The sequence below is a fragment of the Amycolatopsis sp. FBCC-B4732 genome (genome assembly GCF_023008405.1).
Classification (GTDB): domain Bacteria; phylum Actinomycetota; class Actinomycetes; order Mycobacteriales; family Pseudonocardiaceae; genus Amycolatopsis; species Amycolatopsis pretoriensis_A.
Genome location: NZ_CP095376.1, coordinates 2300805 through 2324562, shown reverse-complemented (window position 1 = coordinate 2324562; position 23758 = coordinate 2300805). Strand labels below are relative to the sequence as shown.

General features: G+C 74.9%; 17 protein-coding genes. 9 read left to right on the top strand and 8 right to left on the bottom strand.

Annotated elements, in window-relative coordinates; translation table 11 throughout:
- Positions 1–77 precede the first annotated feature (77 nt).
- Both MUY14_RS09975 and MUY14_RS09970 read right to left on the bottom strand, forming a co-directional pair.
- Positions 78–374, bottom strand: coding sequence for a hypothetical protein (locus MUY14_RS09975; RefSeq protein ID WP_247022662.1), 297 nt, complete (start codon positions 372–374; stop codon positions 78–80).
- A gap of 16 nt (positions 375–390) precedes the next feature.
- Positions 391–738, bottom strand: coding sequence for a hypothetical protein (locus MUY14_RS09970; RefSeq protein WP_247022660.1), 348 nt, complete (start codon positions 736–738; stop codon positions 391–393).
- A gap of 140 nt (positions 739–878) precedes the next feature.
- Here MUY14_RS09970 and eccCa point away from each other — a divergent pair, with 140 nt between their 5' ends.
- Genes eccCa through MUY14_RS09940 form a run of 6 tightly spaced genes read left to right on the top strand, consistent with a single transcriptional unit; the run spans position 879 to position 8810 of the window.
- Positions 879–4838, top strand: a complete 3960-nt coding sequence (gene eccCa, locus MUY14_RS09965; RefSeq protein WP_247022658.1) for a type VII secretion protein EccCa — start codon at positions 879–881, stop codon at positions 4836–4838.
- 15 nt (positions 4839–4853) lie between these two features.
- Complete coding sequence (locus MUY14_RS09960; RefSeq protein WP_247022656.1) at positions 4854–5189, top strand: hypothetical protein; 336 nt, start codon at positions 4854–4856, stop codon at positions 5187–5189.
- A 9-nt stretch (positions 5190–5198) separates the two neighbouring features.
- The gene (locus tag MUY14_RS09955; protein WP_247022654.1) at positions 5199–6560 is read left to right on the top strand and encodes a hypothetical protein; all 1362 of its coding nucleotides are present in this window, start codon (positions 5199–5201) and stop codon (positions 6558–6560) included.
- A gap of 9 nt (positions 6561–6569) precedes the next feature.
- The gene (locus MUY14_RS09950; protein WP_247022652.1) at positions 6570–6947 is read left to right on the top strand and encodes a hypothetical protein; all 378 of its coding nucleotides are present in this window, start codon (positions 6570–6572) and stop codon (positions 6945–6947) included.
- Positions 6948–6957: 10 nt separating this feature from the next.
- On the top strand, positions 6958–8163 hold the full coding sequence (locus MUY14_RS09945; protein WP_247022650.1) for a hypothetical protein: 1206 nt from the start codon (positions 6958–6960) through the stop codon (positions 8161–8163).
- Between the two features lie 59 nt (positions 8164–8222).
- On the top strand, positions 8223–8810 hold the full coding sequence (locus tag MUY14_RS09940) for a suppressor of fused domain protein (protein ID WP_247022648.1): 588 nt from the start codon (positions 8223–8225) through the stop codon (positions 8808–8810).
- A 382-nt stretch (positions 8811–9192) separates the two neighbouring features.
- On the opposite strand, the gene eccB is transcribed toward MUY14_RS09940, so the two are convergent.
- Positions 9193–10626 carry a type VII secretion protein EccB gene (gene eccB, locus MUY14_RS09935; RefSeq protein ID WP_247022646.1) on the bottom strand — a complete coding sequence of 478 codons (1434 nt, stop codon included), beginning with the start codon at positions 10624–10626 and terminating at the stop codon, positions 9193–9195.
- A 4-nt stretch (positions 10627–10630) separates the two neighbouring features.
- Positions 10631–12007 carry a type VII secretion integral membrane protein EccD gene (gene eccD, locus MUY14_RS09930; RefSeq protein ID WP_247022644.1) on the bottom strand — a complete coding sequence of 459 codons (1377 nt, stop codon included), beginning with the start codon at positions 12005–12007 and terminating at the stop codon, positions 10631–10633.
- A 101-nt stretch (positions 12008–12108) separates the two neighbouring features.
- On the opposite strand from eccD, the gene MUY14_RS09925 reads away from it, so the two are divergent.
- A complete protein-coding gene (locus tag MUY14_RS09925; protein WP_247022642.1) occupies positions 12109–13485 on the top strand; it encodes a protein kinase domain-containing protein in 1377 nt (458 codons plus the stop codon).
- 28 nt (positions 13486–13513) lie between these two features.
- On the opposite strand, the gene MUY14_RS09920 is transcribed toward MUY14_RS09925, so the two are convergent.
- The 4 genes from MUY14_RS09920 to MUY14_RS09900 form a co-directional block, all read right to left on the bottom strand.
- Complete coding sequence (locus MUY14_RS09920; protein ID WP_247022641.1) at positions 13514–15577, bottom strand: transglutaminaseTgpA domain-containing protein; 2064 nt, start codon at positions 15575–15577, stop codon at positions 13514–13516.
- Positions 15578–16143: 566 nt separating this feature from the next.
- Positions 16144–17268, bottom strand: a complete 1125-nt coding sequence (locus tag MUY14_RS09910; protein WP_247022640.1) for a DUF58 domain-containing protein — start codon at positions 17266–17268, stop codon at positions 16144–16146.
- A gap of 2 nt (positions 17269–17270) precedes the next feature.
- Positions 17271–18224, bottom strand: a complete 954-nt coding sequence (locus MUY14_RS09905) for a MoxR family ATPase (RefSeq protein ID WP_247022639.1) — start codon at positions 18222–18224, stop codon at positions 17271–17273.
- A complete protein-coding gene (locus MUY14_RS09900; protein ID WP_247022638.1) occupies positions 18221–20374 on the bottom strand; it encodes a fibronectin type III domain-containing protein in 2154 nt (717 codons plus the stop codon). Before MUY14_RS09900 ends, MUY14_RS09905 begins: the two co-directional genes overlap by 4 nt.
- A gap of 121 nt (positions 20375–20495) precedes the next feature.
- On the opposite strand from MUY14_RS09900, the gene MUY14_RS09895 reads away from it, so the two are divergent.
- Both MUY14_RS09895 and MUY14_RS09890 read left to right on the top strand, forming a co-directional pair.
- A complete protein-coding gene (locus MUY14_RS09895) occupies positions 20496–21779 on the top strand; it encodes a type VII secretion protein EccE (protein ID WP_247022637.1) in 1284 nt (427 codons plus the stop codon).
- Between the two features lie 117 nt (positions 21780–21896).
- Positions 21897–23636 carry a hypothetical protein gene (locus MUY14_RS09890; protein ID WP_247022636.1) on the top strand — a complete coding sequence of 580 codons (1740 nt, stop codon included), beginning with the start codon at positions 21897–21899 and terminating at the stop codon, positions 23634–23636.
- Positions 23637–23758 lie beyond the last annotated feature (122 nt).

Genomic DNA, 23758 nt, shown 5'->3' with positions numbered 1-23758 from the left:
TGGTCGAAGAGGGGGTGCGGCACGCCGAAAGCGGCCCCGGGAGCCGATCGCTCCCGGGGCCGCTCGCGTTCCCGTGCTCAGATGCCGCGGATCGCCTGCTCGGCGGCGCGCACCGCGCTCATCAGGTGGTCGTCGGCCCGGATGAGGCCCTGGCTCTGCGCGTTCTGCTGTTCCCAGGCTTCGTTGGCCTTCGCCTGGACGTTGCCCACGACCTCGTAGTAGCTCGAGCCGAACCCGTCGGTGAGTTCGTTCTCGTAGAGGAACCCCGCGCCGTGGTGGTGGTCGTCGGTGTGTTCGCGGCTCTGCTGCGCGCCCTGGCCCACGGTCTGCGCCGTGCCCTGGATCGACTCGCTGTTGCCGGTGATCCGGTTCATTGCCGTTTCCCCTCCGTCAGATCTGGGCCGAGATGCCGAAGCCGCCGGCCTGGTAGCTCACGCGGTTGGCCTCCTGGTTGGCCGCCTCGTCGGCGTCCTGGTAGCCGCCGGCGCCGCGGTGCATCGCGTCGGAGGCCGCCACGTACTTCGGGGCGAGGTGGTGGTCGACGACCGTCTGGCGGCTCTGGTCGGCGTCGGCGAACCCGTCGGCCCACCGGCCGCTGCTCGCCGAGCGCAGGTCGGCCCCGGCGCTCGTCACGTGCCGAGAACTGTTCTGCAGATTGGTGGCGGTCTCCGACGACGTCTTCGCCTGCCGCAGCATGGCGTCGACGTCGCCGTCGATTCCCCCTGACGAACCGTACATCGCGGGTTCCCTCCGATTGGATTGCGACACAACGCTTTCCTGTCCCGGCCAGGTTATGGCGGGAACGGCGCCGCCACGGGCGCGCGTCTTGTTCCGGTCATCGCCCCCACCGGACGCCGCGGGGAAGGGACGCTCGTGGAGTGGCGACAATCGTGGTCAAGCGGCCGGCCCGGCGGCCCGCGCCGGAGCTTCCCTCCGGCGAACTCATCCTCCAGGCGCCGCCGGAAATCCCGGCGCCGCCCGCGCGGCAGTGGGCGCAGCTGCTCATGGTCCTGCCCATGGTGGGCACGACCGGCGCGATGATGCTGATGTTCTCCGGTTCGGCCGGCGGGTCCGTCCGCTACGCCGTCTACGGGCTGATGGGCGTCGGCATGCTCGGCATGGTCGCGATGGGCCTGCTGCAGGGCGGCGGCCCGAGCCGCCGGGAAATGGGGCACGCGCGCCGCAAGTACCTGCGGCACCTGGCCCAGCACCGGCTGCGGCTGCGCCGTTCGGTCCGCCGCCAGCGCGAAGCGATGGAGTACCTGCACCCGGACCCGGCGGCGCTGTGGTCGCTGGCCGCGAGCTACCGGCTGTGGGAACGGCGCAAGGACGACCAGGACTTCGGCGTCGCCCGGATCGGCCGCGGCCCGCAGGGTCCGGCCACCACGCTGGTCGCGCCGGACACCAAGCCGCTCGAGGAGCTCGAACCGCTGTCCGCGCTCGCGTTGCGCCGGTTCATCACCACCTACAGCACGGTCGACCGGCTGCCGCTCGCGATCGCGGTCACCGGGTTCAGCCGCATCCACCTGCGCGGCGACCGCGGGGCCGCGCTCGGGCTGCTGCGTGCGCTGCTGGCCCAGCTGGCCACCCTGCAGTCACCGGACGACCTGCGGATCGCCGTCTGCCTGGCCGACGACCGCCGCGCCGACTGGGACTGGGTCAAGTGGCTGCCGCACGCGCTGCACCCCGAGCGCACCGACGCCCTCGGCCCGCTTCGCCTGGTGGCGCCGACGATCCCCGCGCTGGAGTCGGTGCTCGAGGAGGAGCTGGCCAAGCGGCCCCGCTTCGACCCGGAGTCGGACGGCCGGGTGTCCGGCCCGCACCTGGTGGTCGTCCTGGACGGCGGTTCGGTCGCCGGCTCCGACCACCTGATGACCGGCGGCGGCGTCGAAGGCGTCACCGTGGTGGACCTGACGACCATGCCGCCGCGGGCGCTGGACCGGACCACCGTCGTGCTGGCGGTGGACGACAGCGGTGATCTCGTCAGCGAGACGATCGACGGCGAGGCCCCGCTCGGCACCGCCGACGCGCTGGGGCCGCTCGCGGCCGAAGGGCTCGCCCGGCAGCTCGCCCCGCTGCGGCTGACCGTGGGCCGGGGCGGGGACGCGCCGATGTCGGCGGAGCTGGGCCTGGCCGAACTGCTGGGGCTCGGCGACCCGTACGCGTTCGACCCGGCCGACACCTGGGTGCCCCGGCCGAACCGCGACCGACTGCGCGTCCAGTTCGGCATCCAGGCCGACGGGACGCCGATCGAGCTCGACCTCAAGGAGTCCGCCCAGGACGGCATGGGCCCGCACGGCCTGCTGATCGGCGCCACCGGGTCCGGCAAGTCCGAGCTGCTGCGCACCCTCGTGCTGGCACTCGCGGTCACCCACCCGCCGAACTCGCTGAACTTCGCGCTGGTCGACTTCAAGGGCGGCGCGACCTTCGCCCGGCTGGACGCGCTGCCGCACACCAGTGCCGTGATCACGAACCTGGCCGACGAGCTGCATCTGGTCGACCGGATGACCGACGCGATCAACGGCGAGCTCATCCGCCGCCAGGAGCTGCTGCGCGCGGCGGGCAACTTCGCTTCCCTGCGGGACTACGAAAAGGCCCGCGTCGCCGGTGCCCCGCTGCCCGAAGTGCCGACGCTGCTGGTGATCTGCGACGAGTTCTCCGAGCTGCTCTCGGCCAAGCCCGACTTCATCGACATGTTCGTCCAAATCGGACGCGTCGGGCGCTCGCTCGGCGTGCACCTGCTGCTCGCCTCGCAGCGGCTCGACGAAGGCCGGCTGCGCGGGCTGGAAAGCCACCTGTCCTACCGGGTCGGGCTGCGCACGTTCTCCGAGATGGAAAGCCGCGCGGTGCTCGGCCACCCGGAGGCGTTCCGGCTGCCGCGCGCGCCCGGGCACGGGTTCCTGAAGGTCGGCACCGACCAGCTCGACCGGTTCCGCTCCGCCTACGTCTCCGGCGTCCACCAGCGGGCCGCCACCGGAGGCGTGCGGCCGGTGACGCGGGCCGACCAGCTGACGCTGCGGGAGTACACGACCACTTACGTCGCCGGCGAGCTCGACACCGGCGAGGCCGAGCCCGAACCCGTGGACGAGCCCCTGACCGGCGAGACCCTGCTGGACATCCTGGTCGACCGGCTGACCGGCCAGGGCACACCCGCGCACCAGGTGTGGCTGCCCCCGCTGTCGGACTCGCCGACGCTGGACCGGCTGCTCCCCGCGCTCGCCGTCGACCCCCGGCGCGGGCTCACCACCGGCGCGCCCGGCGCGTTGCGGCCGGTGCTGGGGATCGTGGACCGGCCGTTCGAGCAGCGGCGCGACCCGCTGGTCCTCGACCTCTCCGGCGCCGCCGGGCACGTGCTGGTGCTCGGAGCCCCGCAGGCGGGCAAGAGCACGGCGCTGCGGACGCTGATCACAAGCCTCGCGCTCACCCACACCCCGCGCGAAGCGCAGTTCTACTGCCTGGACTTCGGCGGCGGCACGCTCGCGTCGATCGCCGGGCTGCCGCACGTCTCGGGCGTGTCGGGCCGGCTGGACACCGGGGCCGTGCGGCGCACGGTCGCCGAGGTCGCGGACCTGCTGGCCCGGCGGGAACGCCTCTTCGCCGAGCACCGGATCGACGGCATCGCCACCTACCGCAGGCTCCGCGCGGAAGGCCGGTTCCCCGAGCTCCCGCACGGCGACGTCTTCCTGGTGATCGACGGCTGGCAGACCCTGCGCACCGACTTCGCCGAGCTCGAAGAGGCGGTCGGCGACATCACCGCCCGCGGCCTGTCCTACGGCGTCCACGTCGTGGCCGGCTGTGCCCGCGCGTTCGACCTGCGGATGAACATGCGGGACCTGTTCGCCAGCCGGCTGGAACTCAAGATCGGCGACCCGATCGACTCGATCATCGACCGGCGGGCTGCGATGAGCGTGCCCGCCGACGCGCCCGGCAGCGGGATTTCCCCGACCGGGCACCAGATGCTGCTGGCGCTGCCCCGCGTCGACGGCGTGTCCTCGGCCGCCGACCTGGCCGACGGTACCGGGGCCCTCGTCGACGCGGTCCGGACGTCGTGGCCGGGCGAGCCGGCCCCGTCGGTCCGGCTCCTGCCCGCGGTCTTCGCCTACGACGAACTGCCCGCCGCGGACGAGCTGACCGGGGCGGACGCCGGGCTCGCGGTCGGCATCCACGAGCGCGACCTCTCCCTCATGCGCCTGGACTTCGCCGCCGACCCGCACTTCTTCCTGCTGGCCGACACCCAGAGCGGCAAGACGTCGTTCCTGCGCGCGCTGGCCAAGCGGATCCAGTGCGCGTACCGGCCCGGCGAGGCCCGGATCATCGTCGTCGACCACCGCCGCGGCCTGCTCGGCGAGATCGCCGACGAGTACCTGCTCGGCTTCGGCGTCAACGACGAGCACAGCGGCGGCCTGCTCACCGAAACGGCCGAGGCGCTGACCAAGCGGCTGCCCGGCGCCGACGTCACACCCGAGCAGCTGCGGGCCCGGAGCTGGTGGCAGGGCCCGGAAATCTTCGTGCTCGTCGACGACTATGACATGGTGGCCACGCACAAGGCGCACCCGCTGATGCCGTTGCTGCCCCTGGTCGCGCAGGCCGGCGACATCGGCCTGCACGTGGTGCTGGCGCGCCGGACCGGCGGGGCCGGGCGCGGGCTGTTCGAGCCGTTCCTCGGCAGGCTCCGCGAAGTCGGCACCCCCGGCCTGATGATGTCCGGCGACCGCGACGAAGGCCCGCTGCTGGGCAACATGCGTGCCCAGGTCCTCCCGCCCGGGCGCGGCTGGCTGGTCGACCGCCGCGGCGGCAAGGGCCTCGTCCAGCTCGCCTGGCACCCCCCGACGACGTGAGAACAGGAGTGGACCATGAGTGGTGACATCGACGGCGACACCGACGCCATGCGGGAGTTCTCCCGGGTGCTGCTGGGCAGCCTCGAACGGGACCCGGTCCCCGTGGAGGTCAGCCATCGCGAGCCGGCGCTCCCGTGCGAGGGAGGCCTCGGGAGCCCCTGGTGCGACAACCTCACGGGCGCGGACGACCGGAGCATGCACGCCCTCCAGGAGTTCATCGCCCAGGTGGAGCAGGGGTTCAAGATCTACAGCTCGTTCGTGCACCGGACGGCGAGGGCGTACGTGGACGCCGACGAACAGGCACGCGCCGAGTTCACGGCCCTCGACCCGGCACCCGAGCCGGGGCGGTGAGGGGTTCCCGTGGGAGGTCCGATCGAACAGTGCGTCGACACGTCCGCCATCGAGGCGCGGTACCGGGAAATCACCGCCGAGCGCCTCCGGCACGTCGGCAGGCTCGACTCCGCCGTGCTCATGTGGACCAAGGGCCGCGAGTGGATTTCGCGGCACGCCAGCCTCTTGTACGCCCAGGCGTCGGCCCTCGCCGCTGCCGACCGCTGGCCGGACTCGGCGGGCCGGGAGTTCCGGGCGCGGGCCGACCGGGACACCTCGATCATGCGCAGCTGGGTCGATCCGAGCGGGCTAGCCAACCTGGTGCTGACCGCGGGACTGCCACCCACCGGCGGTGACTTGCCCTCGACGGTGATCCGGTGCCTCACCGACCTGTCGCGCGGGATCTGCGAAGCGCACGTCAAGGTCGAACAGCTGCGCAACGACTTCGCCCGGAAGTCGATCAAGGAGCAGTCCGAAGACTTCGACGACGTCTACCGCGAAGTCATGAAGGAGATCGACGGCCTGAAGCCCCGGTACGAGGCCGCGACCGCCGCACTGACCAAAGCCACGGGCCTGGGCTGGCGAGGCCCGCGGAGCGCGGCCCAAGATCCGCCCGGGCCGTCCGCGAACCCCCGGCCGGCGGCGGCCGCGCCCGGAACCGCGTCTCCGGCGTCCCCGAGCCCGGCGCCGGCGGCCGCGCCACCGTCCACTCCGGACACACCGACCGCCGAAGATCCGGTCAAGGCCGCGCTCGAAGAGGCGCCGAACGCGCTGGACGCGGCCAGCCAAGCCCTCCAAGGACTCCAGCAGCTCGCGGGCGGCGCCGGGTACTCGCCGAGTCCGGCGGAGATCGGCTCCCCGACCCCCGCCGAGGTCGCGGACCGGCTCAGCGCGCTCGGTGACGGCGGTCCGGGCGACTCCGGGTTGCCGAGCCTCGCCGGGGGTGGCGGCGTTCCAGGCGGTGGTGGCTTCGGTACGGCCGGCTTCCCCGCGCCCGCGTCGATGCCGGCGCCGGTGGTGGATCCCGGCTCGACGACGACGGCGGCGGCGATCCCCGCGTTGGGCACCGCGGCCGCGACCAGTGCGGCGACCGCCGCGACCAGTCCCGGGATGACACCGCCGATGCAGCAGCGCGGCGGTGGCGGGAAGCCGCCGAGCGGGATCAAGCCGGGGGACGCCGAACACCCGGCCACCGGGCGGTCCCGCAAACCCGCTGCCACTCCGGGCGTTCCGCTGCTCGGGCGGGCCGGGCGGCGTGGCGCGAAAGCGGCTCCACCACCCGCGTCGAGACGGCGCTGGGACACCGGGAACGACTCCGTCCAGCTGCTCGACGAAGAGCTGTGGCAAGTGGACAAGACCGACGGCGCACCGCGATCCCGCGCCGGTCACTGAGGAGGGGAAATGGCTGCAGCACAGCAGATCAACGGCGACACCGACGCGATGAGCACCTACGCCGGGCAGCTCACCGCGCCCGCGATGCCGCCTTCGCTGGCCCGGCTCGGCACGCCGCCGAACCTGACCGGGCTGTTCGAGGGCATCGCGATGTCGGTGCTCGACAAGGCCGCCACCGCCGCGATGGCCGCGCTGCTGACGAAGGTGACCGAGGACATGGTCACCGACAGCACGAAGGTCAAGGCCGCCGCCGCGGGGTACACCGCCGCCGACGTCGCCAGTGCGCTGACGCTCGCGACGTCGGCGACCAAGGTCATCAAGCAGGGCGCCGACCTGTTCAAGAAGACCGCGGGCACGGTTCCGCACCCGTCCGACAAGACCGCCTGAGGAGAGTGCCATGGTCGTGCCCTACAACCTGCTGCCCATCGAACTGCACCGGGACATGGTCCAGGCCGAGCAAGCCAAGGTGCCGGTGCTGCTGGACGCGGCGAAGATGTGGACCGAGTGCCGCGAGTGGATCGACGCCGCGAGCACGGAACTCAACACCCGCGCCGGCCGGCTGACCCCGGAGTGGCAGGACGACGCCGGCCGCGCGCACGAGGAGAAGACCCAGCGGTCGCTGGCCGAGCTGAAGATGTGGGGTGAGCGGATCGACGCGGCCAGGCCGGCCGAGACGCTGACCACGCTCGCTTCGTCGATCTCGGACGCGCTCGCCGAGGTCATGACGTGCTACGCGGCGTACTGCGCGGCGGACCTGAACCCGCTGACGGCGATCCCGGCCAAGATCGCGGCGCAGCAGGCGTCGGCGTTCCGGATGAACGCGCTCGGCGCGCAGTTCGACGTGTCGATGCTGAAGGTCGTCGCGGCGTCCGGGATGCAGTCCCCCGGCGACCTGATGCCGACGCCGAAGGCGGCCGCGGAAGGCAACTCCCCCGCGGACTTCGTCAAGGCCGCCGAGGCCGGCATGAGCGCGCTGACCGAGCTGGAAGGGCTCGCCGAGTCGGCGGGCGTCGGCAGCGGCGGTGGTACCGGGGGCGGCTCGCCGCTGCCCGGCCTGCCCGGGCTGGGCCAGGACGTCTCTTCGGGGCTGTCGCTGGCCGGGCTGTCCCCGGCGACGGCGCTCCCGCTGTCCGGCGCGGCTCTCGGCGGCCTGCCCGGGGGCGGCGGCGCGGCACCGGTGGCGTCGGGCCTGCCGGGCATGTTCGGCGCGGCGAGCGGGCTCGGCGCGATCCCGACGCTGGCCAAGCCGGTCGCCGGCAAACGCGCGCCCAGCCTGGCTTCGGAGGTCCGGCCCGGCACCGCGACCCCGGCGCCGGCCAAACCGGCCGGGAGCTCGATGCCGCCGATGATGCCGCCGCACGGCGGCTCGGGCGCGGCGGCCGGGACGTTGCGCCCCGGCTCGCCCGAGCAGCCCACCGGCCGGGGCGGCGCGGGCCGCCGGGCCGCGGCCGCGACCGACGGCGTGCCCGCGAAGCTGCGCGGCCGCTCCGCCAACGGGAACCCGGACGCCGGCTTCACCCTCCCCCGCGGCCGCCGTACCGGGGAGACCGACGCCGACTCCGTCCAGCTGCTCGACGAGGAGCTCTGGCAGCCCGGCCGCTGATTGCGACGCCCCCGGACGGTGCACCCGTGCGGGGGCGCCGCGGTGCCTAGGATCGGGCGATGAGCTATCCCCACGCCGACCCGAGCCGGTTCGACGGCCTGCTCCCGCACGTCGAGCACCACCTCGGCCCGGTCACCCACGGCCAGGGCGCCCAGCTCCCCGGCGGAGGCAACCGGGGGTTCGCCATCGGCTTCCACGGCCACCCGACGGTGCGGATGATCTCGGCGGCGACCACGGGCGTGCGGTTCCAGCGGGTCGCCGCCCCGCTGCCGCAGGAGTACGTCGTCTCCGCGCTGCCGGACCACGAGGACGAAGCCGGCTACCTCGCGCACGTGATCGCTCGCGAGGCGATCGAGCGGCAGCGGGGTTACGCGTACGGCAGCGGCTACGTGAACGCCGAGCCGCTGATCCCGGGCACCGGCATCGCGTTCCTGCTCGCGGCCCCGCACCCGTTCGCCGACGCGGAGTTCGACGTCTACCGCGACGACCAGGGCGAGCCGGCGCTGCAGCTGGTCACGCTGCTGCCGTGCACCCGCGCGGAGTTCGAGTACGTCCACGCGCACGACGACGACCCCGACGTGCTCTTCGACAGGTGGCGCGACCGCGACACGGACATCCTCGACCTGTACCGGAAGTCGGCGGTCTGAGGTCGGTCAGCCGCCGACGGCCTGGTTGCGGGCCGCGGCCGGGTCGAGGCCCGGGCCCTCCGGCAGCCGGGCCACCAGCCCCGCCGGCAACCGCAGCACGCGATCCGCCGGGTAGCGAATCGGCCGTCTGACCCCCCGCCCCCTGATAGCAGGTCGAGGCTCACGCCTTTCGGTAGTCAGGCCACGAACTTGGCCGGCAACCGCAGCGTGATCCGCCGGCTAACCGCGATTCGGCCGTCCAACGCCCGTCAGCCGCCCACGGCCTGATTGCGAGCCGCAACCGGGTCCAGGCCAGGGCCCTCCGGCAGCCGAGCCACCAACCGCGCCTGCAACCGCAGCACGCGATCCGCCGGGTAGCCGCGAACCGGCCGTCCAACGCCGGTCAACCGCCCACGGCCTGGTTGCGGGCCGCTGCCGGGTCGAGGCCCGGGCCCTCCGGCAACCGCGCCACCAGCCCCGCCGGCAAGCGCAGCACCCGATCCGCCGGGTAGCCCAGCATCTTCAGCACCTCCGGCGCCGCCAGCGAATAACGGCGGCCCATGTCCGTCACCAGGGTCAGCGTGCCCGAGGGTGCCTGCGCCGATGGCATCGCTTCGACCACCGCCGCGCTGCCCGGGGGCACGTACACCCGGTCGGCCAGTGGGGTTCCGGCCGGCGAGCGGCGGGCAGTGGCCGACAGCGCGTCCGCCGGGGGCAAGACCGGGTCGACCCGCAGACCGGGCGACGAAGCACCCGGCTCGAAGGTCGCGCACACCGTCGCTTCGCGGTCCTGCAGGCGCGCGATCGGCGGGCGGGCCGGCGGGGCCGCGCCCTCGGCGTCGTCGGCCGGGTCGAGGCGGTGGGACGTCGTGGCCAGCGACGGTGGGAGCGTGACCGCCACCGGGTCGCCGCCGGGGTAGGCGGCCGTCGTTTGGGCGGCCGCGCGCTGGATGTCGTACTGCAGCACCGAAATCGGGCGCAGGACGTCCCGCTCGGCCAGGTAGTACTGCTCGCCGCCACCGGACGGGCGGACCACCAGCAGCATGCCCGCGCGCAGGTCGGTGCGGCCCGGGACGGCGGTCGACGGTTCGCCCGGCCGCGCCACCGGGATCGGGCCGATCGGCGCGCCTTCCGGCAGGACGTCCAGCCACGGCCGGCCGACCCGGGCCCACGGCTCGGCGGTCAGCGCGAGGCCGGTGCCGACCGCGGCGTAGTCCTCGATCCGGTGCCGGTGCCCGTGCCAGACGAGATACCGGTCCCCGTTCGTCACCAGCTCCACCAGCAGTGCCTGGTCGCCCAGCTGCGCGCCGCCGGCCGGGGCCGCGCCGGCCAGCAGCACCGACTCCTCGATCCGGGTGCCGGCCAGGTCGCTCGCGGGCGCCGAGCACAGCGACCACGAGCCGGTCAGCAGCCGGTCGGGCGCGGGCAGTGCGTCGGGCGCGTCGGGGATGCCGAGCCGCGGCCCGCGCGGGACGCCGGCCAGCGATTCCCGCGACACCTGCTCGGTGGCCTTGTGGTCGCCGAGCAGCAGCAGCGCGGACGCGTAGTTGGCCACCGGGTGCAGCCGCCCGTCGAGGTAGACGTACCGGGTGCCGGTCTCCTTCTCCACGATCACCGCGGAATCCTGGCGCCAGGACGTGTTCCCGCCCGGCACGACCAGCCCGTACACGCCGGCGCCGGCCAGCGACACGATGCCGAGCGCGACCCCGGCGAACGTCGCGCTCCCGGTGCGCCGGAACGGCGGCTGCTCCGGATCGGTCTCGCGCGTGACGAGCGCGGACGTCGCCCGCTGCACGAGGAACTGGTACGCCTGCAGCTGGTCCCTTTTGGACGCCACGGTGTCAGCCCCCCAGCCCGCGCACGACGGCGTACAGGTCGAGCACCCAGCACACCACCGGCACGATCGCGACCATCAGCAGGATCTCGGCGTACTCGGCGAACCGGCCGAGGTACGGGTTCGCGCGCCGGGTGCTCAGCAGGACCCCGGCGGCGGTCGCGCCGGCCGCCACGGCGAACGCCAGCGGCCCGGCCGGCACCAACGCGCCGCCGGTCATCAGCGGGCCGAGCGCGAGGCAGCCTACGCCGGCCGTTCCCGCCAGCAGCAGCGGAACCCGTTGCCGCACGATCGGGTACAGCCGCGCCCGCAGCAGGAAACCCAGTGCCAGCACCGAAACCAGCACGATCGCCGCGGTGCCGCCGGCGCGGACGAGCACGACCTGGCAGTACGACACGACCGCCGACGTCCCGGCCAGCAGGCCGGTGAGGAGGCCGTCCGCGCGGGCCACGGCGCTGTGCACGAGCGGGAGCGGCGGCTGCGGGTCGTCGCGGACCAGGTCGGCCGTGCTGCGCGGCAGCACCGGCATCGGGACGCGGGCGAGGCGCAGGGCCAGCGGGGCGAACGCGCCGGACAGCGCCAGCAGGCCACCGCCGAGCACCGCCGCCGCGCGGTACCCGGCGAGGTCGTCGAGCGTCGCCAGCCAGCCGCCGAGCACGGCGAGCAGCCCGGCTGTGGCCGCCGCCGTGAACACCGCCGGTGCCGCGGCCACGCCGAGCCGGCCCGCCAGCGCGGCGGCCAGCAGCGCCGCGCCCGCGAGCACGAGGTGCCCGGCGGACAGATCCGTGATCGGGGCGCGGCCGGCCAGCACCAGGCCGCCGCCGGCGAACGCGTACGGCAGCACGGCCGCGGCGAGCACCGCGCCGGCACCGGCGTCCCGCATCGCACGCGCGAGCACCACCCCGGCGGTCAGCAGCAGGGCGGCCGCGGTCAGCGCCCACAGCCCCGGCCCCGGCCACGGCGGCCCGGCGCGCAGCACCGCGACCAGCCCGAGCAGCAGGGCCGCGGCACTGGCGGCCAGGCCGGCCACCCGGGTGTGCCGCGGGCCCCAGGCCCGGCCGGTGTGGCCGGAGCCGGTGGCGATCGCGTCGACCAGGTCGTCGTACTCCAGCTCGGGCCAGTCCGTCCGCCGCGGGGTCAGGTGCAGGATCTCGCCGTCGCGCACCCGGTGCGCGCCGAGGGTCCGGTCGAGGTCGAACGCCGTCCCGTCGGCCCGGTGCAACGACCAGCCGCCGCCGGGGACGCCGTCGTCGGCGAGCCCTTCGCCCGCGCGGGCGAGCAGCCCGGGCAGGATTTCCGCCACGGCGGCGTGTTCCGGCAGCGCGATGTCGATGCGCCGGTGCGGGGTGGCGACGGTGAGCCTGACGAGGCCGGCGGTCTGCATGGGAAAAGCCTCGGCCACCGCGCGCGCGAATGGGTGACGACGGCCGGAACCGGCCGCGCGAAACGGCCCACCGCACGGCTTTCGTGCGGGAGAATGGCGGCATGAGCATCGAGCACGCCGCCGTCGACCTGCTCGCCGACGGCCCGATCGCCACGGTCTACGCCGTCCGGGCCACCGGCGAAGCGGTCAAGGTGTTCCCGGGCCCGTTCGACCGCGAAACCCTGGCCGGGCTGGAGCGCGAGCGCAAAGCGCTGGCCGCCACCGGGCCGGCGCCGTCGATCCTGCCGCCGCTGGGCGTGGTCGACTACCCCGGTGGCCGCGCGGGCGTCCGGATGGAGCTGTGCCGCGGTTCGCTGGGCGCGCTGCTCGCGTCCGGCGTCCGCCTGCCCGCCGACGCGGTGCTGGCGCTGGGCACGGCGATCGCGTCGGCGCTGGCCGCGGCCCACGGCGCCGGCGTCCGGCACGGCGGCGTGACCCCGGACAACGTGCTCTACCGCGCTTCGGGCGAGTTCGTCCTCGCCGACTTCGGGCAGACGCTGCGCCGCCGGTTCCCGCGCGACCCGGCGCACGCGGTGGAGTACACCGCGCCGGAAACCCTGCGCGACGACACGCTTTCGGCCGCGTCCGACCTCTACGGGCTGGGCGCGGTGCTGTACGGCGCGCTGACCGGGACCCCGCCGTTCCCGCGCCGGACCGGGCAACGGCACGGCGAGCTGATCCTGCGGGTGCTGCGGGAACCGCCCGCCCCGCTCCCCGGCGACGTCCCACCCGGACTGTCCGATGTGGTCACCCGGTTGCTGGCCAAGGACCCGGCCGACCGGCCGGCGGACGCGGCGGCCGTCGTGGCGCTGCTGGAGAATGTCCGGAACGGCGGCACACCACCGGTTCCGGCCGGGGAACCCGCGCGGCCCGAGCCCGCCGAGGCCGAGCCGGTCGCGGCCGACGTCGAGTTCGACGACTTCGCCGAGGTCCCCCGGCCCGCCCCGGCGGCGCCGGCCCCGGGCGGGCGCACGCTGATCCGCACGTTCGGCGGCCCGGCCGAGCCCACCGGTTCGCCGTCCCGGCGCCGGGCGGTGGTGTCGGCGGGCGCGGGCGTCGTCGTCGCGGGCCTGGCCGTGCTGCCGTTCTTCACCGGCCCGGCCGAGGTGACCGGCCACGCCCTCCCGGCGGCACCGGCCGCGCAGCCCGCGAACACCACGACCGGCCCGGTCCCCGACGTCCACCTCGCGCTGGACAGCCCGGCCGACCTCGGCGACCACGTCCGCCTGACCTGGCAGGCCGACGGCGACCTCGACTTCGCCGTGGTGGTGGCGGGCGAGCGCATCGACACGATGGTCCTGGTCGCCCACCGCCAGCGCGCGATGGAGATCCCGATCGACCCGGCCCGCCGCTACTGCTTCCAGATCCGGGCGACCGACGGCAAGAACGTGTACACGACCACCCCGGTCCCGATCCGCGGCGGCCGCTGCACCTCGTGACCGGCCGCCCCGAGCCCGGGCCGCGGTGTCAGCGGCGCCGGGCCGGGGGTAGCAGCGTGCGCGGGTCCAGTGCCGAGCGCAGGCGGGTCGTCCACGGCCGCGTCGCCAGGCTCCGGCGCAGCTCGCCCACCTCCTGCCACGCCCTCCGCACCGCGCCTTCCGTCACCGGAACCCCGGACCACAGCGCCATGTCGAGCACCTTGCCCAGCCGCGTGATCGGCTCCTTCGTGCCCTCGCCCGCCAGCTCGGCGAGGTCGCGCGGGGTCATGCCGACGCGGTAGGGCACGCCGTCCGCGCGCAGGCGATCGCGGGCCTCCGCCCACGCGCCGAGGACGCCGTCCGCGCCCGTCGAGCGGCGACGGCGGCGGGTGCGGATCCCCTTCGCCAGCGGCACTCCCCACAGCCAGCAGACGAGCAGCGCGCCCACGGCGGTCGCCGCCACCAGGTCCCAGCGGAGCGAACCGCCGGTGGCCACCGGGTCGTCGTCGGCCTCCTGGTGTCCCGGTGGCAGCTGCGGCGGCTGCAGCGACTGCTCCGGCGGCAGCTGCCGGCGGGCCAGCGCGGTCGCCTTCGCGAGACCGGTCTGCTGGCCGGTCTTGGCCGCGGCGGCCGTCGGGTCGAGCGGCACCCAGCCGACGCCGGCGACGGCCACCTCGGGCCACGCCAGCACGTCCCGGTTGCGCACGACCCGGAAGTCACCGTCCACTTCGGACGATCCGCCGAACCCGGCCACCAGCCGCGCCGGGATGCCGGTCAGCCGCGCGAGGGCGACGTAGGCCGCGGCGAACTGCTCGCTCGTGCCCCGCCGCGTGTCGAGCAGGAACCGCCGCAGCTGCGGCCAGCCGTGCCCGGTCGGCAGGTCGGCGCCGACGGCGACCTGGTAGTGCGTGCTGAGGAACCGTTCGAGCTGCAACGCCGACTGGAACGTCGGGCGCAGGCCGCGCACGGCGTCCCGGGCCAGCTGCTCGACGTCCGGGGGCACCTGGCCGAGCTCACCGAGCCCGCCTTCGGCCTTCGCGTCGACCTCCGCGCCCTCGAGCCGGGCCGCGTCGACGTCGGGCGACGACCACGTGAGCCGGTACCGCGGGTCCCGGCCGGGCGGGTCGAGCAGCAGCGCGCCCGCCGTCTGGTCGACGAGCGGGTCGACGCCGGTCACCCCGGTCGGCACCGGCTGGCTCGGCAGCCACGGCCCCGGCAGTCCGGTCACCCGCACGTCGGCGGTGCGCGTGGTGCCGCCGGACGCGCTGTCGAGCCGCTCCCCGAGCCGGCGCAGCCGCAGGTCGGTGGACCAGTTGGCGCCGTCGAAGCCGTCGAGGACGGCCAGCCGCCAGCGGTCGACCGGCGCGTCGCTGCGGTAGCGGAAGACTTCCGGGCCGGGCCGGGCGAGCCGGTCGCCGACCTCGTCCAGCGGGTTGCCGAGCCCGTGCTGCGCGAGCGGCGCGATCTGCCGGTCGGTGAGCCGGACGGGATCGCGCCCGGCCGGGTCGAGCGCACCCAGCGCCGCGGCCCCGGCGAGCAGCCCGGCGACGGTCACCACCACGAGCCAGGCCGGCTTCGATCCGCCGGGACGGGACCACAGGGTCAGCGCGCCGGCACCCGCGTAGAGCACGGCCGCCCCCACCGCGACCGGGCCGGACAAGGGTTGGTACGCCTGGGAAAGCGCGGCCACCAGCACACCCGGGAGCAGCGCGAGAAGCGGCTTTCGCAGCCGCAGCAGGACTTCCAGGCCGACGGTCGAGGCGAGCAGCACCGCGAGCGGGACGAACAGCAGCTGCTCCGGGACCGGCCGGGCCGGCCAGGTGGATTGCAGGGTGAGCAGCCAGCCTTCGGTGGCCCCGCGAGCCAGGACGGCCAGCGTCTCCCCGGTCGGCAGCCCCGCGAGGGTGGTCGGGAACGCGACCACCTCGGCCAGCCCGAGTATCCCGACGGCGAGCACCAGCAGCGGGCGGTACGGCGCCGCTTTCGGCCACCGGGTGCAGAGTTCGGCGCAGGCGTAGGCGAGCGCCACGACGACGAGGACCGGGACGAGCACCGCGGTGAAGCCGAAGACGGGGGTGAAGAGCAGCCCCGCGACCGCCGCGGAGCCGAGCACCCCGGCGACGGCCGGCCGATCGACCCCGGCCCCGCGCCCGGCGGCCCACCCGACCCCGGACCCACGTCCGGCGGCCCACCCGACCCCGGACCCACGTCCGGCGGCCCACCCGGCTCCGGCCCCGCGCCCGGCAGACCGCTCGCCCCCGGCCCCGCGCCCGGCAGCCCGATCACCCCTGGCCGCGCGCCCGAAGCCCCACCCGACCCCGGCCTCCCGCCCGGCAGACCGATCACCCCCGGCCCCGCGCCCGAAGCCCCACCCGACCCCGGCCTCCCGCCCGGCAGACCGATCACCCCCGGCCCCGCGCCCGAAGCCCCACCCGACCCCGGCCTCCCGCCCGGCAGACCGATCGCCCCCGGCCTCGCGCCCGGCAGCACGCCCGACATCGGTGCGGTCGTTCCCACGGCGGCGCCCCCTACGCGCCACCGTGGGACCGCCCGCGACGCCGGGCTGTACCGCCCGGCCCGCAATTCCCCTCGTCACACCGCCCCCACCATCAGACCGTCTCGCCCGGCTCCACCGTCCGGCCACACCGCGGCCGCCCGAGGCCCGATCCAGTCGTGCCGTCACGCTGTCCCCGTCATCAGCGCGTTCCACCGCGCCGCCGCATCCGCCGCGTCCACCGCCGAGATCTGCCCCGCCCCCGCGACCGACCGTGCGCCGAGGCGGATCACCGTGTCCGGGTGCCAGCGCCGGGCCGGGCCGAGATCCGCGTCCGGTCCCGTCACCACCACCACGACCCCGCCCGGACGGCGCCCGGCCGCCAACGACGCCGGCAGCAGCGGGGCATCGTCAGCGCCGTCCTGGGTGACCAGGCACAGCTCGTCCAGCACCACCCTCGCCACGCGCAGGCCGCTGTCCACCGGGGTGTCCGTGCCGGTCGGCGTGATCAGCCGGCAGTGCTGCCCCGCCGTCGCCGACGCGAACAGCAGCGACGCCGCCACCTCGACCGCTTCCTCGAACGCGGCCGCCGTCAGTGCTGCCGGGCGGGTGTCGAGCAGGACCGTGTAGCGCAGCTGGGCCGGGTCGGCGTACTCGCGCACCATGAGCCGCCCGGTTCGGGCCGACGCTTTCCAGTGCAGGTGGCGGACTTCGTCGCCGATCACGTACTGCCGGACCGCGCGCAGGTCCGCCGAGCCGCGCAACGGCGGATCCGTGATCGGCCCGTCGTGGTGGTGGCGCGGGTGCCCGGCGCGCGCCGGGCGCACCGCGTGCCGCCGCGGGTGCACCCACAGGCTCGCCGTGCCGCCGACCGCGCGCTCGCCGCGGGCGAGGGCGAACAGGTCGGGCCGGTCGAGGACCAGCGGGCCCACCTCGAGCCGGCCGCGGCGGGTGGTGGGCAGCTCGTAGTGGTACGTCGCCGACGCGCCCGGCGCCAGCGGGCGCACGCGCACGCCGTGCGTCTCCGCACCCGTGCGGTCGCCCGCCGCGAAGCCGCCGTGCCGGCGCGTGCCGGTGTTGCGGACGGTCAGCGTGGCCAGTGCGGGTTCGCCGCGCTCGATCCGGTCCGGCAGCACGGTGCGCTCGACCTCGACGTCGGGCCGGAACCGGACGACGGCCACCGCCACGAGCACCGCGGCCGCCGCGATCCCGCCCAGCGCCCGGAACAGCGCGTACCCGGCCGCCTCGCCCACGGCGTACAGCACGACCGCGGCGGCGAGCACGAAGACCCCGCGGCGGGTGAGCCGCACCGCTACCGCCCCGCCGTGGCCGCCGGCGCGGGCGTCTCGGCCAGCAGTTCGTCGACGACGTCGGCGGTGAGCCGCTGGTTCAGCTCCGCGTCCGGCGTCAGCACGAGCCGGTGCCCGAGCACCGGGTGCGTGACGTCCTTGACGTCGTCGGGCGTGACGAAGTCGCGGCCGTAGGTGGCCGCGAGCGCCTGCGCGGCGCGGATCAGCGCGATGCTGCCGCGCGGGCTGGCGCCGTAGCGGACGGCCGGGTGCGTCCGGCTCGCCGTGGCCAGCCGGACGGCGTAGGACACGATTTCCGGGGCCAGGTGGGACTTCCGGACCTCGGCGATCACCGCCTGCACGGCGGCGAGGTCGAGCACCGGCCGCAGCTCGTCCGGCGTCACCCCGGCGCAGTCCCCCATCACGACCCGCATTTCGGCGTCGTGGTCCGGGTAGCCGACCGAAAGCCGCATCAGGAACCGGTCGAGCTGCGCCTCCGGCAGCCGGTAGGTGCCCTCCAGCTCGATCGGGTTCTGCGTGGCCACCACGAAGAACGGCCGCGGCACGTCCTGGCTGACCGCGTCGACCGTCACCCGCCGCTCGGCCATCACCTCCAGCAGCGCGGACTGCGTCTTCGGCGTGCCGCGGTTGATTTCGTCGGCCAGCACGACGTTCGCGAAGATCCCGCCGGGGTGGAACTGGAACCGCTCGGCGTTCTGGTGGTAGACCATCACGCCGGTGATGTCGCCGGGCAGCAGGTCCGGCGTGAACTGGATGCGGTTCCAGCTCGCGCCGACGCTGCGCGCCAGGCAGCGGGCGAGCGTCGTCTTGCCGAGGCCCGGCACGTCTTCGATGAGCAGGTGCCCTTCGGCGAACAGCGCGGCGACGGCGAGGCGGACGAGTTCGGGCTTGCCGCGCACGACCGTCTGGACGTTCTCCGCGATCAGCTCGTAGGCGGCCTTGGGAGTCGGGGTCACGTTTCCTTCTTCGCCTCGGTTTTTCCGGTCTTCTTGAGCAGGCGGCGCGTTCCCAGCAGCGCGAGCGGGCCGAGCACGACCACGAACGCGGGCGTGCCCTGGAAGTGGTCAGAGCCGGTGCCCGCCGACGTCGTGATGGTGACGTCGACCGGGATCGCGCCGACCCAGTAGATGTTCGAGATGGTGAGGTTCGTGGTACCGCTGCACGGAACGGACGGGGACGAGCCACCCAGCGCGCTCGCCTTGCACGTCGCGGCCGCGCCGTTGCCGTTCGCCGTCACGGTGACGATGATCTGCTGGTCCGGCGCGCCCCGGCCCTGGACGTGGGTGATCTTCACCGTCGGCGGGCCCGAGGGCACGCGCACCGTCTTCTTGCCCGGGCTCCCGGTGAGCGCGGCGCCCGAGCCGTACCTGGTCACCGCGCGGACGGTGACCGTGACGGACCCGGTGAGCCCGGAGAACTGCGCCGACGTCCCGGAAACCTGGCGCTCCCCCGCACCGGTCGCGCTCACCAGGTAGTGCACCAGGTCCGCTCCGTGCAGGTCCGGCGCGGACCAGCTCGCCGACACCTTCCCGCCCAGCGCGGCGGTCAGGGTGACCGCGGGCGCGCCGGCCGCCTGCCCCGGCGCCGCCGCCTTCGCACTGGCGCCCGGGCCGGTGCCCGCGGAGTTCTCGGCGGACACCGTGACTACGTAGGACTTCCCGTTGTCCAGCCCGCTCACGGTGGCGCGCCGCGCCGAGCCGGCGACCGTCGTCGACCCGCCCGGCCAGGACACGTGGTACGCGGTGATCCGCGCGCCGTTGTCCGCCGCGCCCGACCACGTCACCTTGATGGCGCCGTCGGAGGCGGACGCGTTGACGTTGCGCGGCGCGCCCGGCGGCGTCGCCTTCGCGACCGGCGGCGGCGCGGGCCGGGACGGCGGCTGTTGCTGCTGCTGTTGTTGCGGTGGTGGCGCCGAACCCGTGTCCGACGGCTGCGGCGGAGCCGGCGGCGGGGTGGCGGCCTGGTGCCGCGCCTGCTCGTCGACGGCCACGTCGGCCACCGAGCCGCTTTCGCCGTCGACGACCAGGACGTGCGAGCCGTCCGCGCTGTCGACGTAGACGCGGTCGTCCTGGCCGTGGGCCAGCCGCGGCCGCCCGGCGGCGCCGGGAACCTTCTTGGTGCTCTTGAGCGAGCCCCGGCTGTCGTAGGTCCGGACCTCGTTGCGGGTCTCGTCGACCAGCGCGACGACGTGCGCGGTGGCGACCGGGCCGCTGAACCGGCCGTCCTTGGGCAGGTCGACCGAAACCGGGTGGCCCGCCGGCCCGTCCTTGCCGAGCCCGGCGGTGTCGAGCAGGTGCAGCTGGTTGCGGTCCGGGTCGGCGACGGCCAGCCGCCCGTCGACCGAGGTGTCGGCCACCAAGGCGGTCGGGGGCAGCTTGACGCCGATCGCGACCGGCTCGCCCAGGCCGTCCTTGCTCACCGGGCTCAGCGTGTCCGCGGTGACGTCCAGCAGCACCGGCCGGTCGTCGACGAGCGCCGGCAGCCCGCTGTGCCCGGCGGGCAGCTGCGCCGGGCAGGTCGGGGTGGCGGCCCCGCGCGGCAGTTCGCACACCGAGCCGGTGTCGATCCGGTACACCCACAGGGTTCCGTCGGTGGTCGCGACGGGCGAGGACAGCGGGCCGCCGGCCGCGACCGTGGCCACCGGGTCGCCGAGCCGGACGATCCGGCCGGCGTTGCGGTAGACCAGGTACGGCCCGCCCGCGACCTCCAGCACCGACGGCGTTTCGGTGGCGGGCGGCGCGATCGCGCTCTCGACACCCAATGTCGACTTGTCGAACATGCTGATCCGCGACCGGTCGACGACGTAGCCGGACCGGCCGCCCTGCACGACCTGGCTGCCCGGGCCGGAGGGCACCCCCGCCCGCGCATCGACCTGGCCCGCGCCGCCGTCGACGTGCAGCGCCGATTGGAGTGCATCGCTGTACACCCAGTGCCCGGCCTGGACGTACTCCAGGTCCGACGGCATCGGCGCGCGGCCGGCGACGGCCACCCCGATCAGCGCGAGGCACCCGGCGACCAGGAACGCGACCACCAGCCGGGTCCGCGCGGCAGCACCCAGCCCGCGGCCCTTCTTCTCCGTGCCCTCCCCGGCCACGTCGACATACATGACCCCGACGCTAGGGCCCGATCATGAAATTTCGATGAAACGCCGTGACCCGCACCGATGTCATCGAAACCTCAGCTCCACCGGGGAACCTGGCCCCCGGACCGGCAGGAGGAGGGGCACGATGACGGATTCCGGCGCGGCTCGGGCGAACGGGTACCGCGGCGCGCCCGCGCCACCGCCCGCGCACCCCGTGGCCACCCGGCCGGCCGCGTTCGGCGCGGCGGCCGGCGCGGACGTGGCTTCCCGCGCGGCGGCCCGGGAGGCCGCGCTCGCCGCGTTGTCCGCGGCACGGCAGCCGTCGTCCCCGGCGCGCGTCCCGGCGCCCGTGGCGCCGCCGAGCCCGCCGCGGACTCCCCCGCCGGCGCACCACCGCCCCACCGGACGGCCGCGCGCGCTCGGCGCCGCGCGGATCGTCTGCGGGCAGGTCGTCCTGGTCGCGCTGGTGCTGGCCGCGACCCGGCCGTGGCCGGTGCTCGTCGCCGTGGCGATCCCGGCGGCGGTGGTCGTGGCCCTGACGACGGTCCGAGTGCACGGCCGCTGGCTGTCCGCGTGGCTGGTGGTGGGCTCGGACTACCTGCTGCGGAACCGGACCCGCGACCTGCGCGGCCCGGCCGAGGCGGGCCGCGAGCTGCTGCGGCTGCTCTCGCCCGAAGCGACCGGGACCACCGGCGACACCGGCTTCCTGCTCAGCCGCGCGGCCGGGATCACCGTGGTGCTGCAACCGAAGTCGGCCGGGCGGGACCCGGCGATGCCGTCTCCGGAGACCTTGCTCCCCCCGCCGCACGAACAGACCGAGGCGGTCGCGGCGCAGGTCGTCCACCACGCGGGGATCCCGCGGGACCGTCCGCCGAGGGTGTGGCTGGCGTTGCAGGCGCTGCGCACGGTCGACGTCCAGCACGACACCGACGTCCAGCGAGCGCTCGGCAACGCGGTGCGGCGGGTGCAGCGCCGGCTCCGCCGGGACGGGCTGCCCGCCCACGGCCTGACCGAACCGGAGCTGCTGGGCACGCTGGCCTCGCTCGCGCACGTCAACGCGGGCCGCGGGCAGGTGCGCGAGGACTGGCGGTACTGGCACAGCGGCAAGATCGCGCAGGCGACGTTCCGGCTCGGCGGCTGGGCGGAGCTACCGCCCGGCGTGGCGCCCCAGCTGCTGCGCTGGCTCCCGGCGAAGCTCCCGCGCGCGGCGGTCACGGTGGCCGTCACCGCCCACCGCCCGACCGCGACGGCTCCCACCCGCACCGAAGCCACCCTCCGCCTCGCGGCGGCGAGCACCGCGGAGCTGGACCACGCGGCCGCGGAGCTGACCCGGTTGGCGGGTGAGTGGGCACTGTCGGTGGACCGCCTCGACGGCCGCCACGCCCAGGGGGTGGCGGCGACGGTGCCGATCGGCCTCGCCGGTCCGTGACCGCCGGCCATCGTGGCCGAACCGTTACGGCGGGGCGAAACCGGCGCGGGCTCCGGAACGACCTCACCCCCGGAGGGTGCCGTCCGCCGGCGGACCCGGAACCCGACGAGGGGGCCTGTGAACCAGTCAGCCGAGCACGCACGCGACGAGCTTCGACGGCACGCCGGGAAGCTGCACCTCACCACCTCGTTCCTGATCCGGCACGAGCGCCTGCGGTCGGCGCTGGAGACGCAGACGTCCGCCCTGCGCTGGGACAAGAAGCTGTTCGACGTGCTGCGGTCCCAGCCGCACAACAGCGGCCTGTCGCGCGCCGTCGAGCCGATGTTCGACGACATCGCCGACCGCAAGAGGGGCCTGTTCGTCGACGACTTCCTCATCCAGTCCGGCAGCCCGCACCCGCGCCGGGACCACCGCCCGGCGCTGAGCGACTCAATCGACATCGGCCTACCCAGCCGGATCGCGTGGTCCACCGAGGGCAGCGACCTGCGTGCGGAGTTCGACCGGCCCGCGCGGTTCGAGGGTGTCCACTGCCGCGCCTTCTGGGTGGCGCACTCGAACCTGTCGCTGTCCTACCACCTCTCCTTCGAAATCCCCTACCGGCACACGGCGGCGGACTACTACGCGCTCTCCGTGCTGCAGAAGGTGCTCTTTCCGACCGAACTGGTCCCCACCACGCAGGAACTCGACGCCGGTTCCGTCATCACGACGTCGCAGTACGACCCGCGGCGCGTCGAGCGGTCCTTGTCCGGCTACATCCGGCACCGCTTCACCATCGACGTCGCCGACCTGTTCAAGCGGATCCTGACCACGTCGTCCTCCGCGCCGGCGAAAGCCGTCGAAGGCACCGGGCTGGCGCACGCGCTGCTGGACGGCGACACCCCCGGCGGACCGGTCGCGAACTGGCAGCCCGTCTGCGTCTCGGTGCTCGAAGACGCCTACTTCTTCCACCTCCTGCGCCCCGACCACCGCGACCGGCCGGCCGGGCTCGACGCGGTCGAGCCGACCGGGGCGGACGACGGGTTCCTCGTCTACGACCAGTGCGTGCTCGACCGGTGCGACGCCGACGACCTGGCCCGCTACTTCCTGTCGGGCTACTTCCAGAACGTGATCGACTTTCTCCGCCAGGACGTCGCCGAGGTCCTGGACGGCACCGAACCGGTCTACCCGCTGCCGGATACCGAAGACGACCCGGGGAGCCTGACGCTGTACGTCTCCCCCACCGCGGTCTACGAGGTCGTCGACCGGTCACGCAGTCTCAGCGCCGGGCGCGGCTGGATCGGGACGTGCCCGTACCTGTTCCTGGTCCACCTGATGACGCTCCACAACGAGGACCTGGTCCGTCGCTACGAGGAGCAGGTCCGCGGCCTCATCGAGCACCTCGAGCGAGTCGACCTGCTCGGGGTCCGCGTTCCCGGCCGGGGACGCCCCAGCGCCCACAGCGACGAGACGTTCAACCGGTTCCGCGAATTCCGGCTGACCACGTTCGAAGAGGTGCACCGGCACCGCTACTTCAACATCCTGCGCTACAGCACGGAAAGCGCGTTCTACGAAGCGATCGAAGCCGGGCGCGGGATCCACCAGCGCGAGCAGTACTGGGCGGCCGTTGTCCGGGACGTGGAACGCATGGAGACCGCGGTCGACGACCTGCGCACGGCACGCCAGCAGCGGGCCGACAGCCTGCGCAACAAGCTGCTCGGCGCGGTGGCGGTGATCGGCATCCTCCAGGTGGCCTTCGAGGGACTGAACTACAGCTTCGAGGGGAATCCGGGCAAGATCGCCTGGGCGATCGGCTTGTTCCTGGGCGCGGCCCTCCTGGCGGCGGCGGTCGCGTTGCTCCCAGGCCGCCGGAGGAAGTGACCGCGCACGCGGGAATCGCCACGTCGTCGCCGAAGTCGGTGCTTTTCCCAGCAGCAACCCCGGTATTCCGGCCGAAACATTCACCCGGGCCAAATGGGTGAGCCGAGTAACAACGCGGTTTT

Bases quoted from the DNA above. Each gene is read 5' to 3' on its own strand.
- MUY14_RS09975 (WP_247022662.1), bottom strand. From the start codon at position 374: ATGAACCGGATCACCGGCAACAGCGAGTCGATCCAGGGCACGGCGCAG.
- MUY14_RS09970 (WP_247022660.1), bottom strand. From the start codon at position 738: ATGTACGGTTCGTCAGGGGGAATCGACGGCGACGTCGACGCCATGCTG.
- MUY14_RS09960 (WP_247022656.1), top strand. From the start codon at position 4,854: ATGAGTGGTGACATCGACGGCGACACCGACGCCATGCGGGAGTTCTCC.
- MUY14_RS09950 (WP_247022652.1), top strand. From the start codon at position 6,570: ATGGCTGCAGCACAGCAGATCAACGGCGACACCGACGCGATGAGCACC.
- MUY14_RS09945 (WP_247022650.1), top strand. From the start codon at position 6,958: ATGGTCGTGCCCTACAACCTGCTGCCCATCGAACTGCACCGGGACATG.
- MUY14_RS09940 (WP_247022648.1), top strand. From the start codon at position 8,223: ATGAGCTATCCCCACGCCGACCCGAGCCGGTTCGACGGCCTGCTCCCG.
- eccD (WP_247022644.1), bottom strand. From the start codon at position 12,007: ATGCAGACCGCCGGCCTCGTCAGGCTCACCGTCGCCACCCCGCACCGG.
- MUY14_RS09925 (WP_247022642.1), top strand. From the start codon at position 12,109: ATGAGCATCGAGCACGCCGCCGTCGACCTGCTCGCCGACGGCCCGATC.
- MUY14_RS09900 (WP_247022638.1), bottom strand. From the start codon at position 20,374: ATGTATGTCGACGTGGCCGGGGAGGGCACGGAGAAGAAGGGCCGCGGG.
- MUY14_RS09895 (WP_247022637.1), top strand. From the start codon at position 20,496: ATGACGGATTCCGGCGCGGCTCGGGCGAACGGGTACCGCGGCGCGCCC.